The organism is Desulfomicrobium salsuginis, assembly GCF_054657795.1.
This window is the reverse complement of record NZ_BAAHYA010000001.1, coordinates 879,320-892,745: the sequence shown is the minus strand read 5'-3', so window position 1 is coordinate 892,745 and position 13,426 is coordinate 879,320. Positions and strand designations below refer to the sequence as shown.

Sequence of the window (13,426 nt, the reverse complement as noted above, 5' to 3'; positions counted from 1 at the left end):
ACGATTCGGCCCTATCGAGGACGGCGCTGGGGGGGGCGTTGCCGTGGCCGCCGACGCCTGTCTGGGGATTGACAATTGTCTCGGGCTTTGAAAGTCCCGGGAACAAACATTTTTCTGGAGGCGACAGTGCAGGACAAGGACGGAATCTTCTATTACCCGAACCCGGCCAACAAACGCATCCGCATGTACGTGCGCGAGAACGAAGGCAGCATCGAGTTCAGGCTGAGCAATGTGGACCATCCCGAGATCTGGGAAAAGCACGGTTGGATCGATATCGACATCGTGCGCCGCGGTGCCAGGATGTTCGAGGAGCGCGGCTCCAAGGGCGACCCGACCTCGATCTACGACCTGGAGACGGCCCGCTATCTGATCAGGGAATCCAAGAAGAAGTGATGCGGCGGACCCGGGGCCTGGCCATCCAGGGCCTCGTGCAGGTGGCCGGGGTGCGCGGCCTGGAGGAGGCGCGCATGCTGCGCGAGTGCGGGGCGGACCTGCTCGGGTTTCCGCTGCGCCTGCCCGTGCATGCGCCCGACCTGTCCGAACCCGAGGCGCGGGCGGTCATCGAGGCGGTCGGCCCCGCGTGCTGCGTGCTCATCACCTACGAGGACGACCCGTCCCGCCTGGTGGAACTGTGCCGGTTCCTGAGCGTCGGCATCGTGCAGGTGCACGCCGACGTCCCCCCCGGGACCCTGGCCCGCATCAAGGCTCTTTCCCCCCTCGCCATCATCAAGAGCTATGTCGTCGGCCGCGAGGACCTCGGCCCCGACGAGTTCGCGCGGGCCTATGCCCCGGTCTGCGACGCCTTCATCACCGACACCTTCGACCCCGCCACCGGGGCCAGCGGAGCCACGGGCCTGCGCCACGACTGGGCCGTCAGTTCCGCGCTGGTCGGGTGTTCCCCGCTGCCGGTCATTCTTGCCGGTGGCCTGAACCCCGACAATGTCCGCGAGGCCGTCCTGACCGTGCGGCCCGCCGCCGTGGACGTCCACACGGGCGTCGAGGCGCCGGACGGCTTCAAGGACCCGCATCGGGTCCGCGCCTTCGTGCGGGAGGCCAGGGCCGGATTCGCCCGGGCATTCCCTTCCTGATTTCCCCGAAGTTCCCCCGGCTCACTCCAGGACGACGCGCAGGTCGACGCTGATCATGTCGTGCACGACATGGTAGCTCAGGTATTTGAAGAACCTGGCCGAGCCGTACAGTGCGCCCCAGATGGTGCGGTCCAGGTCCAGATGGGCCATGAGGGCCAGCCTGCCTTCGGCCAGGGGGCAGACGTGGGCGTCGAACGCGATCTCGCGGGCCACCCCGCGCAGGGTCATGACCGCCGTGGCGCGGAAGTTCGGCAGTGTGGCCGGGGCGTCCGGAACGGGCGTCATGTCCGTGATCTCCACGGTGCAGGTCGGGAAATGGGAGACGAAGAAGAAGTCGTCGGACTTCAGGTGGTTCTCCAGCACGGGCTGCAGATCCGTGCCTGCGAGGTCCGTGTTGGCGATGGAGTCCATGGCCAGGGTGAAGATGCCCTTGAACCCTTCGCCTTCGCGGATCAGCGTGCCTTCACGCATGGCCAGGGTGCCGGTGTGCCTGCCGCCCGCGTTGCGACCGGTCCAGATCAGGGTTGATTCCGTGGGGACGGCCACGTAGCGGGCCTTGCGCAGTTCCAGGACCGGGTGGGCCGAGTCGTGCTCGTCGGCCCGTGTTCCTTCGAGGGGGTGCCCCGCGGCCTGCCAGGCCGGAAACCCGCCGTGGAGCACGGACACGTTGACGTACCCGGCCCGGTGCAGCTTGCCGGCGGCCGTCACGGCATCCAGTGAGCCTTCGCCCGCGCCGTAGACGATGATCGGGGCGGTCTTGTCCGGCGCCAGGGCGGCCGCCTGGTCTAGGAACGTCACCTCGTAGACGCAGGCGTTGCGCGCTCCGGGGATGTGGCGGGCCTCGAAGTGCTCCGGCGGCAGGACGTCAAGGACGGTCTGCCGTCCGGATTGCGTGGCCGCAAGGATGTCTTCGGTAGATGCGGGCGTGCTGGGCATGGGATGTCCTCGCGCTGCGGTTCGGTGCCGGCCGGAGGCATCCGGCGTCGGGGGATTTCATCTCTCTCATCCGATTCCCGGAGCCGGTCAAGGGGCGGGCCGTCGCCGTCCCCACTGCGCGCCGGGCCTACTTGAGGTCGAAGAGGATGCCGCCCGTCCCGTCCGGCACCGGCACCGGCGGCTCGGGAGCGTGATAGATGCGCCGGATCTTCTCGCCGAGGTGCCGCAGTTCCTGCAGGCTCCGCTCGACCTCGCGGGCCTGTTCGAGGATGCGTGCGAGCAGCTGGTCCGAGCGTTCCGGGTCCCGGGCGGCCTTGAGGGCATCGATGTAGTCGAGCATGAGCCCGAGCTCCATGAGCTGGACCTGGGCGATGTTGTTCAGCCGGTCCGACAGGCCGCCCATGGTCCGCCTGTATGTTTCGATTTCCGTCTGGGCGATGAGGGCCCGCATGTCGTGCAGGATGACTTGGTAGCTCTCGGGCCGCCCGGTGTTGCGGTTGCGGCGGCAACCCGCGGTGACGGCCACGTCCACCATCTCCCCGTTGCGGGTCTGCAGCCTGAACGGTTGGCCGGTGACGCCGCCGGCCTCGTCGATGAGGGCCATGAAGGCGTCGCGTTTCCCGGGGTTGGGGAAAAGGTCCCCGACATTGGCGGCCAGGGCTTCCTCGCGCGAGGCGAAGCCGAAGAGGTGCACGGCCGCCTGGTTGATGTCGGTGAAGGTGCCGTCGGCCGAGGCCACGAAGATGGGGTCCGTGGAGTTCTCGAAGATTCGGCGGTACTTCTGTTCGTTGATGCGCAGCCGCTCCTCGTCGTTCTTGCGGTCCGTGATGTCCTTGATGAAATGGTAGACCTGCTGGACCCTGCCCAACCCCTGTTCCTTGAAGACCACTTCGCCCTCGTCCCGGACCCAGCGGATGTCGCCGTTGGCGTGGACGATGCGGTACTCGATGCGGTCGAACTCCCTGGCCACGAGGCCGGCGTAGAACGCGTGGACCTTGTCCGCATCGTCCGGGAAGACGAGGTCGATGGGGTGGAAGATGTTCCGCACGAACTGCTCGGCGGGCAGGCCGTAGAGCCCTTCGGTGGCGTGGTTGGCCGATTCGATGCGTGAGTGGTCCCGGTCGAAGGCGATGATGACCTCGGGGATGGAGTCCAGGATGCGTTTGAGCTTCCGTTCCGCCTTGGTCCGCTGCGTGATGTCCGTCAGGGAGCACAGCAGGGCGGGGACTCCGTCATGGGCGACCGCCTGGGCCTGCATGATCATGAAGGATTCCGCGCCGTCTATGTCGCGCAGGGTGAATTCGAGCTTGCCGGCGGCGCAGACCGAGCTGTCGGTCGGGATCGATTCCAGGTACCTGCCGACGCGGCGGTGGTGCTTGGGGATGACGAAGTCGAAAAAAGGGTGTCCCGGCAACCCGGCCTGGCCGGTCTTGCAGAACGCGGCGAAACAGGCGTTGGCGTGGCGGATGAGGCCGTCCTTCAAGATGACCGTACCCTGGCTGATGGCGTCCAGGATGCGCAGTTGGTCCGTGCTCAGAAGCTGCATGTGCGTTCGGTGCGTCCGGGTTTCCGGCGTGTTACTTGGTGTTGATGGTGATGGCCCCGAGGGTTGTCAGGCTGGTTTTGGCCCGGGTGCCGGGGGCGTTGAGCATGTGCCAGGCCGTGTACTGCTCGGCGTAGAGCGTGGCCGCCGACATGCCGTCTACGGGCACGATGACGGAGAGGCCCCGCATGGCCGCTCCCGTTGCCGTGTGCAGGACGGCGCCTTCGGCCGTGGTGCCGGTGACGATGACCGTGTGCACGCCGAGTTTTTCCAGGATGGCCTCAAGGTCCGTGCGGAAGAACTTGTCCACCGTGGACTGGACGATGGGCTCGCCGGGCAGGGGCAGGGCCTGGGGCAGGATGGTGTCGGGCGTGCCCCGGCTGGTCAGGCTGTGCACAACGGGCATCCCGGCCGCCCTGGCCTTGGCCAGGAACTCGCCGATGCGGGGTGCCGAGGCCACGCAGCGCGGACGGGTTTCCACGTTGCAGGTTCTCTCCTCGATGTCGAGGACAAGAAGTGCCGTGTCCGTGGCGTTGACCTCCACGGCTTTGAGTTCCACGGGCGCAGGGGCCTTTACGGCCGCCCATTCGTCGACGACGGTTCCCGCCGTGGCTGCCGGGGATTGGAACAGGAACAACACGGCGGCGATGACAAAGACCAGGGCTGAAGCGTTCATGGTGCCTCCTCACGGGTAGGGGTGTGCGCCTTTGCCTGGACGATGTCCGGCGCCTTGGCGCCCGCTTTTCGTATATTATACACGCCCCGGCCTTCGGCAATGACGACTTCCGGATTTGCGGCCGAAAAAATTTGCACCGTGGCGTTGCCCACGCGGTTGCCCAAAAGTCGGACCTCGCCGACGGCGATGAGGTCCGCCGGGTCGGCGGGGCGCAGGTAGTCGACGCGCATGTCGATGGTCGCCACGCGGTCGCGGACCGAGCAGGCCGCCCACACGGCCGATCCGCCGCAGGTGTCCACGAGCATGGAGATGAGGCCGCCGTGCAGGGCGGGCCGGCGCGGGTCGCCGATGAATTCGGGCCGGAAGGGCATGCGCAGGCGCGCGTAGCCCGGACGGATCTCTTCGACCACCAGGCCCAGGAAATGGTCGAAGGGGATTTCGTGTTCGATGACGTGGCGGATGTCCATGAGCACCTCGGGTGGAAAAACGGCGTAATTCATGTTCATCGGCGAGACCTGCGCGCCCGTCAAGGGCCGGGCGCGGATGGCCGTGAGACCGGGCTTGTCTTCGCCGCCGTCCCTCGGTAAACCCGCCGTTCGTTTCGACGCGAACCACATCCGCAACACTCAACCCGCTAAGGACATTCGCGTGTCGTCTTTCGAACTCAAGGGCAAGGTCGCCCCGTGCACCTTGTTCCGCCCCCTGACCACGGATCTGGCCGCGCTGGCCGGGGACGTGGCCGCCCGCCTGGCCGAGACGCCGAACTTTCTGCGAGGCCTGGCGGTGATCATGGATTTTTCGGCCCTGGGAGCCATGCGCGACCAACTGGACGTGCCGGGCCTCACTGCGCTGCTGCGGGACCACGGCCTCACGCCCGTGGGCATCCAGGGCGGGGGCGAGGCCCACGAGCGTCAGGCCGCCGACCTGCATCTGGGCGTGTTTTCCGGGAACAGGGCCGAGGCGCCCCGGGCCGGCAGCGCTCCCACGCAACCGGCCGAGACGGGGGCCATGGTAGTCGAGAAACCCGTCCGCTCGGGCCAGCAGGTCTATGCCAGGGGCCGCGACCTCGTGGTGCTGGCGCCGGTGGGCCAGGGGGCCGAGGTCATCGCCGACGGCAACATCCACATCTATGCGCCCCTGCGCGGCCGGGCCCTGGCCGGGGCCATGGGTTTCGAGGGCGCGCGCATCTTCTGCACGGAACTGCGGGCCGAACTGATCTCGGTGGCCGGTCTGTACCGGGTCAGCGAGGACCTTCCCGGGAATTTCAACGGCGCCTCCGTCCAGGTCAGCCTGAGCGGACGCCAGCTTGTGATCGAACCTCTCTAGACAGGACCAGGAGGGACTGTGGGTAAAATTATCGTTGTTACTTCTGGCAAGGGCGGGGTCGGCAAGACCACGTCCAGCGCATCCCTGGCCATGGGTCTGGCCCGACGGGGCATGCAGGTCGCGGTGCTGGATTTCGACGTGGGCCTGCGCAATCTCGACCTCATCATGGGGTGCGAGCGTCGCGTGGTCTACGATTTCGTCAACGTCATCCAGGGCGAGGCGACCCTGCACCAGGCTCTCATCCGCGACAAGCGGGTCGAGAACCTCTACATCCTGCCGGCCTCCCAGACCAAGGACAAGGACGCCCTGCGCATGGACGGCGTGGAAAAGGTCCTGGACGAGCTTACGGGCCGCTTCGACTTCATCCTCTGCGACTCTCCGGCCGGCATCGAGCACGGGGCGCTCATGGCCATGCACTTCGCCGACGAGGCCGTGGTCGTGACCAACCCCGAGGTATCCTCGGTGCGCGACTCGGACCGGGTGCTGGGACTTTTGCAGAGCAAGACGAAAAAAGCCAAGGACGGCGGGAACATCCGCGAGCACCTGCTCCTGACCCGCTACGACCCCGAGCGCGTCAGCCGCGGCGAGATGCTGAGCGTGGCCGACGTGGAGGAGATCCTGGCCATTCCGCTTTTGGGCGTCATCCCCGAGTCCAAGTCCGTGCTGGCGGCCTCCAACTCCGGCGAGCCCGTCATCCTCGATGACGCAAGCGACGCGGGCCAGGCCTACGACGACGCCGTGTCCCGCCTGCTGGGCGAGGATCTGCCGCACCGTTTCCTCACTCCGGCCAAGAAGGGCTTCTTCGCCCGCATCTTCGGAGGCTGACATGGGCATCTTCAGCTATTTCCGCACCAAGAAGTCGAGCGCAGAGGTCGCCAAGAGCCGGCTGCAGATCATCGTGGCCCACGAGCGCGCCCAGAACGGCGGGTACGAATTCCTGCCGCGGCTGCGTCAGGAACTGCTCCTCGTTGTCCAGAAATACGTGCACGTGGAACTCGAGAACATCCGCGTGGACGTGAACCGGGACGGAGACTGCGAAGTCCTGGAATTCAACGTGACCCTGCCCGAGAACAAGCGCTGAACGCAGACGCCCGCCGGGCCGCGTTGACATCGGCGCGGCGGGCGTTTTAACCACGGCCCAGGCACGTTTCACCCCAACCACCCGCACCATGGCCTCAGAACGCACCCAACGCCCCGACATCACCATCCGCGAGATGGAACTGGACGACCTGGCCCCGGTCTATCACCTGGGCGAGCGCCTCTTCACCTGCGACCTCTACCCCTTTCTCTACCGCACCTGGGACGAGTGGGAGGTGGTCGGCCACTACAACACGGATCCGGAGTTCAGCCTCGTGGCCGAGGTGGACGACGCCCTGGCCGGGTTCATCATCGGCACCCTCATCAGCAAGGCGTCCTGGACCTACGGCTACATCGTCTGGCTGGGCGTAGACCGCGCCTTCCAGTCCACGGGCGTGGCCCACAAGCTCTACGACAAGCTGGTGGAACGCATGGTCGAGGCCGGCGCGCGCTACCTCATCGCCGATACGGATCCGAGCAACGCCGCGGCCCTCAAGTTCTTCACCAAGAAGGGCTTCAAGGACGAGCGCGAACACGTGGTGCTGTCCCTGAACCTGAGCCGCACCGAGCGCTATCGGGCCCTGCTCGAAAAGCACGGCAACGGCCACGGCGAAGCCGAGCCGCGCAAGAAGCCCCGCCGCCCGAAGACGGCGGCCGCCAAAAACCAGGAAAAACCCCTCTGCGGAGCCACGTCCCTGGAACCCGAATCCTGATCGATAAAATCTTTCTGGCCGACCGTGTCCGTGTCAGTCCGTGCTGGTCCGTGTCCGTCCAGCCCCGCCTAATACTTCTTCTGGCACCCCGGACAATGCGTCGACGTCCTCCCCGCCACCTGCTCCGCCCTGAGGGCCCTGCCGCAGGCCGGGCACGGTTCGCCCTTCTTGCCGTAGACCTGGAATGAGTCCTGGAAGATGCCGCTCTTGCCGTAGGCGTTGCGGTAGTCGCTGATGGTGCTGCCGCCGGCCGCGATGGCCTCCAGCAGGATGCGGCGCAGTTCCTCGAAGAGGATCAGGCGCCGGGCCTCGGGGATGGCGGAGGCGATGCTCGCCGGGTGGATGCGGGCCGCGAAGAGGGACTCGTCGGCGTAGATGTTGCCGATGCCGGCGAGGATGGTCTGGTTGAGGAGCAGGGCCTTGACCCCGGCCCGGCGGGAGCCGATGCGCCGCGCCAGATCCCCGGCGCAGGCGTCCAGGGGTTCGGGGCCGAGGTTTTTGAAGAAATCCCACTGTTCGATCTCGCCGGGGCCGAAGACGGCGCAGTAGCCGAAGCGCCGCGTGTCCTCGAAGACCAGCCGATCGCCGCCGTCCAGCCCACAGACGAGATGCGTGTGCTTCGGCAGGGGCCGGCCCGGTCCGGCGACCCAGACGCGTCCGGTCATCTTCAGATGGAAAACCAGAAGCCCGCCGTTGTCGAGGTGCAGGCGCAGCAGCTTGGCGCGCCTGGAGACGTGGGTCACGGTCCTGCCCGGCAGGCTTTCCGTGACGCCTGCGCGCAGGATTGAGGGCGTGAGAAGGGCGGCGTCCGCGATGCGGCGGCCCTGGATCAGGGCGTGCAGTCCGCGGGCGATGGTTTCGACTTCGGGCAGTTCGGGCATCAGTCGAGGGGAAGGTTCAGGGGCACGGTCCGCCCCTGGCGCTGGACCGTCAGTTCGAGGGGTTTCTTGTCGCGGGATGCGGCCATGGCCGCGAAATGCAGGTCCGTGGCCTCCTTCAGTTCCCGGCCGCCGGCCGAGAGCAGGACATCCCCGGGCAGAAGGCCGGCCTTTTGGGCCCGTGAGCCTGGCTCGACGCTTTCCACGCGCATGCCGGAATCTGCGAAGACGACGTTCATGCCCAGGCGGCTTTTGTGTTGGGCCGCGCAGTGGAAAAAGACGGCCGAGCCCGGCATGGGGCGCAGGGACGGGTCGGCCTGTTGCCGGAAGTCCTCGCCGCCGCGCACGGGCATGACGGCCAGGCACGAGGCGTCGGGGTCCTGGGTGCGCAGGCGGTACTCGATGCCCCAGCCGTGCTCCACGTGGCCGGCGCCGGCCAGGATGAGCACGGGCAGGCCCAGGCGGTCGCGCCAGGCCAAGGCCTGTTCGGCCATCGTGGAGTCCCACAGGGCCTGCACCAGGAAGAATTTCTCGGCCATGGAGGCCATGTCCGGCATCTTTTCGGAGGTTGCATTGGCCGCGGCCTTGCGCATGGTCTGGTGCAGCCCGACCTGCTCCTCCAGGGCGGCCTGCTGGGCCGGGCTGACGGGGATGATGCGTCCGGGCAGGAGCTTGCGGTCCTCGAGGCTCAGTGCTTCGGCGCCCTTGTCGCGGAATTCCGTCAGCACCCGGCGGGGGATGTTCAGGGCCGCCACGGGCAGGCCGTACTGCTCGGCCAGTTCGAAGACAGGCCTGTACTGGGCGTAGGGGAAGCCCCACAGCTTCTCCCATCCGACCTCATCGCCCAGTTCCGCGGCCGACAGGGCGCGGGCGTTGAAGCGATCCAGGACGGGCTGGGCCGTGACCGGGAGCATCTCCAGGCCGATGGCGAAGCGCGCCCCGCCGCCGGCCATGCCCTCGATGAGGCGGGCCTTCACGGCGTGGTCGCAGAGGTTGGTGTGGCTCTCGCCCACCAGGACGAAGTCGGCGGAGCGGGCCAGGCCGACGACGGCGTCATCGGCCAGCACCGTCCCTTCGGCCGAAAGGAATGAGCCGGCCGGCGGCGACACCCAGGGGGGCGTCACCGCCGTCGGTTTGGCGCAGCCGGCCAGCACGGCCAGCAGCAGGGGCAGGACCAGGCGGGTCATCAGTCCCAATTGCGCTTGTCCTCGATGAAGCGGATCTGCGGCGGCAGGGTTCCGGGCGTGAGGATCTTCAGAGCCGGACGGATCTTGATCTTCTCGCGGAACATGTGCAGCAGCTCCTCCTCGCGCTTGAAGCCCGAGGTTTCGATGAGAAGCGTCATCTCGTCGATGCCGCCGGGGTTGGTAACCTCGATCTGCCATCTCTTGATTTCCTCGAAGCCCGAGATGACCTGCTCGACCTGGTGCGGGTACACGAACATGCCCTTGATGCGGGCGGTGGTGTCCACGCGGCCGACGATGGTCCCGAGGCGCGGGGAGGTGCGGCCGCAGGGGCAGGGAGCGCGGTCGATGTAGGACAGGTCGCCCGTGGCCAGACGGATGAGGGGGTAGGTCTTGTTGAAGGCCGTGACCACGATTTCGCCCACCTCGCCGTCCTTGAGCGGGATGCCCGTGTCGGGGTGGCAGATCTCGACGTAGGCGCGGTTGGCGATGTGCAGCCCGTTCTTGTGGAAGCATTCGTAGCCGATGCAGCCCACGTCGGCCGTGCCGTAGCCCTGGCGCATGATCAGGTCGAACTTCTTTTCCAGGGTGGAGCGCATCTTCTCGGAGAACTTCTCGCCCGTGACGAAGGCCACCTCGAGGTAGAGGTCCTTGCGCAGGTTCAGGCCCTTCTCCTCGCCCTTCTGGGCCAGGTGCATGAGGTAGCTCGGCGTGCCGACGTAGCCCGTGACGCGCAGCTTCTTCATGATGTCCAGCTGGCTGCCGGTGTTGCCGGGGCCCGTGGGCACCACGGCGCAGCTCAGCTGGCGCAGGGGCTCCTCGAACATGAGGCCGGCCGGGGTCATGTGGTAGTTGAAGGTGTTCTGGACCAGGTCGCCGGAACGGAAGCCCGCGGCGTAGAAGCTCTCGGTCCATCCCCAGTAGTCGTCGCCCCTGTCCTCGGGGTCGAAGATGGGGCCGGGGGACAGGAACACGCGGCGCAGTTCGCCCAGGTCCTTGGTCAAAAGGCCCCCAAGGCGCGGGCCCATGGACTGCAGGAAGATGAGTTCCTTCTTCTTCAAGATGGGGACGTGCTTGAGGTCGATGAGGTCGCGGAACTTCTCCACGGAGAACTGGGCGCGGTCGAAGCGCTTCTTCACGTCCTCGGAATATCTGTATGCGTACGAAAGCAGCTCCTTGAGCTGGATCTGGTAGTATTTCTGGCGCTCGGTGGCATCCAGAACTTCGCGCCGGCTGAAAATGCCTTCAGTGCGATCCTTGCGGGTCATCAGCGCTCCTCCTTGCGGGGCTCGGTCCGGCCGTGGGGTCGGGGTTGAAAGGTGAAAGAAAATTCATCTCTACAGGAATAGAAAAAGGATTTGCAAGAGGCTTCTTGCAAATCCTTGGAATAGAAAGCGATTTGAACTTGCGGCTATTCTTCCGGCAACTCGCCGTCCCCGGCGTCTTCATCCGCCGGGCCTTCGTAGTCCGGGGTTTCCGGCTCCTCGAGCTGGGCGTAGGTGCGCGCGAAGACCAGGAATCCCGTGTGGGCGACCATGCGGTCGTCGGGGCGCAGGCGCTCGGGCACGGGTTTGTAGTGGCGCAGGAATATCTCGAGCACCTCGATCTGCCGGAACGGTCCGCCCTCCATGGCTTTCAGCAGGTCCTGGACCTGGTTGGTGGTCGGCAGCAGAAAGCCGATCGGCGCGCCCGGAACTACGGCGCCGGGGATATGTTGGATGTAGTCGCAGGGTTCGCGCACGTCCAGGAACAGGGCGTCGGCGGCGTGAGGGTGGAAGCCTTCGGCGATGTCGTGGTGGAACTGTTCCACGCGATGGGCCAGGCCGATACGCTCCAGGTTCTGGCGGCAGAGGGTGTAGAACTCCTCGCGGCGCTCGTAGGTGTAGACCTTGCCCGTGTCGCCGACCAGCCAGGCCAGGGCCGTGGTCAGGCCGCCGGAGCCGCAGCCGGCCTCGACGATGCGGCAGCCCGGGCCGATGCCCAGCTTCATGGCGATGTACCCGATCTCCTTGGGGTAGATGATCTGGGTGCGGCGTTTGACGGACTTGATCAGGTCGTAGAGGGTCGGCCGCATGACCGTGAAGGGGTAGCCCTTGTGGGTCAGGACCTGCTGTCCCCAGCCCGCGGCGCGGACCTCGTCGAGGTGGAGAATCCCCTCGTTGGTGTGCATGACCTGCCCTTCCTGGGCGGAAACGAAATATCTCTTGTCCTTTGCGTTGAGCAGCATTACCAGCTGTCCCGGTTCGAGCATGTGGCCTCCTGTGCAGTGAGAAGGCGGGAGTAGCCATGGCAAAATGGGATGTCAAGCCAGCGCCTGCCCCTCGAAGGGTTTTTCTTGCTATGGACACGCCTGCCGGGTATGTATTCCCCTTGAATCGTGGCGCGGCGTGCGTCCGGCAGTGACCGGCCCCTTTCGCCTCCTCTAGAGCCCCGCGCCCAGCGATCGCAAATTTTCATCGGATTTTCGTCCGCAAATTTCACCATTTTTCCCGGCCCTGCCGGAAACCTTTTTCATTTGAGGATGTTCATGGGAGAAAAGCAGAAGCGCAAGATGTTCATCAGCGTGTTGCCTGGCGAACAGGTCGAGGTGGCTATCATGGAGGATGGCATCGTCGTCGAGTACTACGTCGAGATGCTCCACCAGAGCAAAACCAAGGGCAACATATATAAAGGAAAGATACACAACATCGACCAGGCCCTGCAGGCCGCCTTCATCAACTACGGGGCCGAGAAGAACGGCTTTCTGCAGGTCGATGAGGTTCACCCCGAATACTACCAGAGCGACGTGCCCACCCGCGGCAAGTACCCGCCCCTGCAGAAAGTTTTGAAGCCCGGCCAGGAAGTGCTGGTGCAGGTCGTCAAGGAGCCCGTGGGCTCCAAGGGCGCGTTCCTGACCACCTACCTGTCCATTCCTGGGCGCTATTTCGTGCTCACCCCGGGCCGCGAGCAGCTCGGCATCTCCCGCAAGATCGAGGACGAGAAGGAGCGCGACCGCCTGAAGGAGGTCGTGGAGGAGCTCAAGCTCGACGAGGGCCTGGGCGTCATCGTGCGCACGGTCAGCGAAGCCCAGAGCAAGAGCAGCCTCTCCAAGGACCTGCAGGTCCTGAAGCGCCTGTGGAAGGACATCCGCAAGAAGGGCATCTCTTCCGACTCCCCGTCCCTGGTCTACGAGGAGAAGGATCTGGCCTTCCGCGCCATCCGCGACTACCTGACCCCCGACATCGCCGAGTGCTGGGTCGACGACGAGGAGACCGCCCGGCAGATCACCGAGTTCGCGACCCTCCTGTTCCCGCGCCGCAAGACGTTCATCAAGGTCCACACCGAGACCGAGCGTACCCTCTACGAGCGTTTCCGCATCGAGGCGCAGCTGCAGAAAATCTTCAGCCGCTCGGTCAACCTGCCCAGCGGCGGCCAGCTCGTCATCGACCACACCGAGGCCCTGACGGCCATCGACATCAACTCCGGCAAGATCGGCGGCGAGAAGAATTTCAAGGAAATGGCCCTGCGCACTAACATCGAGGCCGCCAGGGAGATCCCCAATCAGCTCATGCTGCGCGACATCGGCGGACAGATCGTGGTCGACTTCATCGAGATGAAGGACGGCAAGCACATCCGCGAGGTCGAGAAGGAGCTGCGTCAGGCCCTCAAGGTCGACCGGGCGCGTACGGACATCGGGCGCATCTCCAAGTTCGGCCTGCTCGAGATCGTGCGCCAGCGTCTGGGCACGTCGGCCCTGTCCGGGAGCCTCGAGCCCTGCCCGCACTGCTCCGGCGCCGGCACCCGCCGCAATCTGGAGTGGCGTTCCATGCAGGCCCTCAAGGACCTGTACCGAGAACTGCGCAAGGACAAGCAGACCGAGCCCTTCACCTACACCACCGATGCGGACCTGATGCACTACCTCGTCAACCGCAAGCGTGAAAAGCTTCTGGAGTTCGAGCAGACATTCGAGCGCAAGATCTACATCATGCCCTCGGCAACGCCCAGCTGCGCATTCTGCTAGGTTCT

General features: G+C 65.9%; 15 protein-coding genes. 7 read left to right on the top strand and 8 right to left on the bottom strand.

Annotation, left to right across the window (positions count from 1 at the left end):
* The first annotated feature begins 126 nt into the window (after nucleotides 1-126).
* On the top strand, nucleotides 127-393 hold the full coding sequence (locus ACYQ3G_RS03965; protein WP_028576907.1) for a hypothetical protein: 267 nt from the start codon (nucleotides 127-129) through the stop codon (nucleotides 391-393).
* A complete protein-coding gene (locus tag ACYQ3G_RS03960) occupies nucleotides 393-1,088 on the top strand; it encodes a phosphoribosylanthranilate isomerase (RefSeq protein ID WP_459822519.1) in 696 nt (231 codons plus the stop codon). Before ACYQ3G_RS03965 ends, ACYQ3G_RS03960 begins: the two co-directional genes overlap by 1 nt.
* Before the next feature lie 21 nt (nucleotides 1,089-1,109).
* On the opposite strand, the gene ACYQ3G_RS03955 is transcribed toward ACYQ3G_RS03960, so the two are convergent.
* The 4 genes from ACYQ3G_RS03955 to ACYQ3G_RS03940 all read right to left on the bottom strand — a co-directional run bounded on the left by ACYQ3G_RS03955 (nucleotide 1,110) and on the right by ACYQ3G_RS03940 (nucleotide 4,743).
* On the bottom strand, nucleotides 1,110-2,024 hold the full coding sequence (locus tag ACYQ3G_RS03955; protein WP_459822517.1) for a rhodanese-like domain-containing protein: 915 nt from the start codon (nucleotides 2,022-2,024) through the stop codon (nucleotides 1,110-1,112).
* A 127-nt stretch (nucleotides 2,025-2,151) separates the two neighbouring features.
* Nucleotides 2,152-3,570, bottom strand: coding sequence for a PAS domain-containing protein (locus tag ACYQ3G_RS03950; RefSeq protein ID WP_459822514.1), 1,419 nt, complete (start codon nucleotides 3,568-3,570; stop codon nucleotides 2,152-2,154).
* A gap of 31 nt (nucleotides 3,571-3,601) precedes the next feature.
* A complete protein-coding gene (locus ACYQ3G_RS03945; protein ID WP_459822512.1) occupies nucleotides 3,602-4,243 on the bottom strand; it encodes a cysteine hydrolase family protein in 642 nt (213 codons plus the stop codon).
* Complete coding sequence (locus tag ACYQ3G_RS03940; RefSeq protein WP_459822510.1) at nucleotides 4,240-4,743, bottom strand: PaaI family thioesterase; 504 nt, start codon at nucleotides 4,741-4,743, stop codon at nucleotides 4,240-4,242. The genes ACYQ3G_RS03945 and ACYQ3G_RS03940 overlap by 4 nt, the downstream gene beginning before the upstream one ends.
* 148 nt (nucleotides 4,744-4,891) lie before the next feature.
* Here ACYQ3G_RS03940 and minC point away from each other — a divergent pair, with 148 nt between their 5' ends.
* The 4 genes from minC to ACYQ3G_RS03920 all read left to right on the top strand — a co-directional run bounded on the left by minC (nucleotide 4,892) and on the right by ACYQ3G_RS03920 (nucleotide 7,359).
* Nucleotides 4,892-5,569 carry a septum site-determining protein MinC gene (gene minC, locus ACYQ3G_RS03935; protein ID WP_459822508.1) on the top strand — a complete coding sequence of 226 codons (678 nt, stop codon included), beginning with the start codon at nucleotides 4,892-4,894 and terminating at the stop codon, nucleotides 5,567-5,569.
* Between the two features lie 18 nt (nucleotides 5,570-5,587).
* The gene (gene minD / locus ACYQ3G_RS03930; RefSeq protein ID WP_459822506.1) at nucleotides 5,588-6,394 is read left to right on the top strand and encodes a septum site-determining protein MinD; all 807 of its coding nucleotides are present in this window, start codon (nucleotides 5,588-5,590) and stop codon (nucleotides 6,392-6,394) included.
* Between the two features lies 1 nt (nucleotide 6,395).
* Nucleotides 6,396-6,650, top strand: a complete 255-nt coding sequence (gene minE, locus ACYQ3G_RS03925; protein ID WP_028576913.1) for a cell division topological specificity factor MinE — start codon at nucleotides 6,396-6,398, stop codon at nucleotides 6,648-6,650.
* 88 nt (nucleotides 6,651-6,738) lie between these two features.
* On the top strand, nucleotides 6,739-7,359 hold the full coding sequence (locus tag ACYQ3G_RS03920) for a GNAT family N-acetyltransferase (protein WP_028576914.1): 621 nt from the start codon (nucleotides 6,739-6,741) through the stop codon (nucleotides 7,357-7,359).
* 68 nt (nucleotides 7,360-7,427) lie between these two features.
* On the opposite strand, the gene mutM is transcribed toward ACYQ3G_RS03920, so the two are convergent.
* The 4 genes from mutM to ACYQ3G_RS03900 all read right to left on the bottom strand — a co-directional run bounded on the left by mutM (nucleotide 7,428) and on the right by ACYQ3G_RS03900 (nucleotide 11,672).
* A complete protein-coding gene (gene mutM / locus ACYQ3G_RS03915) occupies nucleotides 7,428-8,240 on the bottom strand; it encodes a bifunctional DNA-formamidopyrimidine glycosylase/DNA-(apurinic or apyrimidinic site) lyase (protein WP_459822503.1) in 813 nt (270 codons plus the stop codon).
* A complete protein-coding gene (locus ACYQ3G_RS03910; RefSeq protein WP_459824176.1) occupies nucleotides 8,240-9,424 on the bottom strand; it encodes a ChaN family lipoprotein in 1,185 nt (394 codons plus the stop codon). The genes mutM and ACYQ3G_RS03910 overlap by 1 nt, the downstream gene beginning before the upstream one ends.
* Entirely contained in the window at nucleotides 9,424-10,689 is a 1,266-nt protein-coding gene (locus tag ACYQ3G_RS03905) for a phenylacetate--CoA ligase family protein (RefSeq protein WP_028576916.1), read from the bottom strand. Before ACYQ3G_RS03905 ends, ACYQ3G_RS03910 begins: the two co-directional genes overlap by 1 nt.
* A 143-nt stretch (nucleotides 10,690-10,832) precedes the next feature.
* Complete coding sequence (locus ACYQ3G_RS03900) at nucleotides 10,833-11,672, bottom strand: tRNA (adenine-N1)-methyltransferase (RefSeq protein ID WP_459822500.1); 840 nt, start codon at nucleotides 11,670-11,672, stop codon at nucleotides 10,833-10,835.
* Nucleotides 11,673-11,942: 270 nt separating this feature from the next.
* On the opposite strand from ACYQ3G_RS03900, the gene ACYQ3G_RS03895 reads away from it, so the two are divergent.
* Nucleotides 11,943-13,421 carry an Rne/Rng family ribonuclease gene (locus ACYQ3G_RS03895; protein WP_028576918.1) on the top strand — a complete coding sequence of 493 codons (1,479 nt, stop codon included), beginning with the start codon at nucleotides 11,943-11,945 and terminating at the stop codon, nucleotides 13,419-13,421.
* Nucleotides 13,422-13,426: the final 5 nt, after the last annotated feature.

Excerpts from the sequence above, each read along its gene's own strand:
- minE (WP_028576913.1), top strand. The coding sequence starts at position 6,396 with ATGGGCATCTTCAGCTATTTCCGCACCAAGAAGTCGAGCGCAGAGGTC.
- ACYQ3G_RS03910 (WP_459824176.1), bottom strand. The coding sequence starts at position 9,424 with ATGACCCGCCTGGTCCTGCCCCTGCTGCTGGCCGTGCTGGCCGGCTGC.
- ACYQ3G_RS03945 (WP_459822512.1), bottom strand. The coding sequence starts at position 4,243 with ATGAACGCTTCAGCCCTGGTCTTTGTCATCGCCGCCGTGTTGTTCCTG.
- ACYQ3G_RS03955 (WP_459822517.1), bottom strand. The coding sequence starts at position 2,024 with ATGCCCAGCACGCCCGCATCTACCGAAGACATCCTTGCGGCCACGCAA.
- mutM (WP_459822503.1), bottom strand. The coding sequence starts at position 8,240 with ATGCCCGAACTGCCCGAAGTCGAAACCATCGCCCGCGGACTGCACGCC.
- ACYQ3G_RS03900 (WP_459822500.1), bottom strand. The coding sequence starts at position 11,672 with ATGCTCGAACCGGGACAGCTGGTAATGCTGCTCAACGCAAAGGACAAG.
- ACYQ3G_RS03920 (WP_028576914.1), top strand. The coding sequence starts at position 6,739 with ATGGCCTCAGAACGCACCCAACGCCCCGACATCACCATCCGCGAGATG.
- ACYQ3G_RS03895 (WP_028576918.1), top strand. The coding sequence starts at position 11,943 with ATGTTCATGGGAGAAAAGCAGAAGCGCAAGATGTTCATCAGCGTGTTG.
- ACYQ3G_RS03950 (WP_459822514.1), bottom strand. The coding sequence starts at position 3,570 with ATGCAGCTTCTGAGCACGGACCAACTGCGCATCCTGGACGCCATCAGC.
- ACYQ3G_RS03905 (WP_028576916.1), bottom strand. The coding sequence starts at position 10,689 with ATGACCCGCAAGGATCGCACTGAAGGCATTTTCAGCCGGCGCGAAGTT.
- ACYQ3G_RS03940 (WP_459822510.1), bottom strand. The coding sequence starts at position 4,743 with ATGAATTACGCCGTTTTTCCACCCGAGGTGCTCATGGACATCCGCCAC.
- ACYQ3G_RS03960 (WP_459822519.1), top strand. The coding sequence starts at position 393 with ATGCGGCGGACCCGGGGCCTGGCCATCCAGGGCCTCGTGCAGGTGGCC.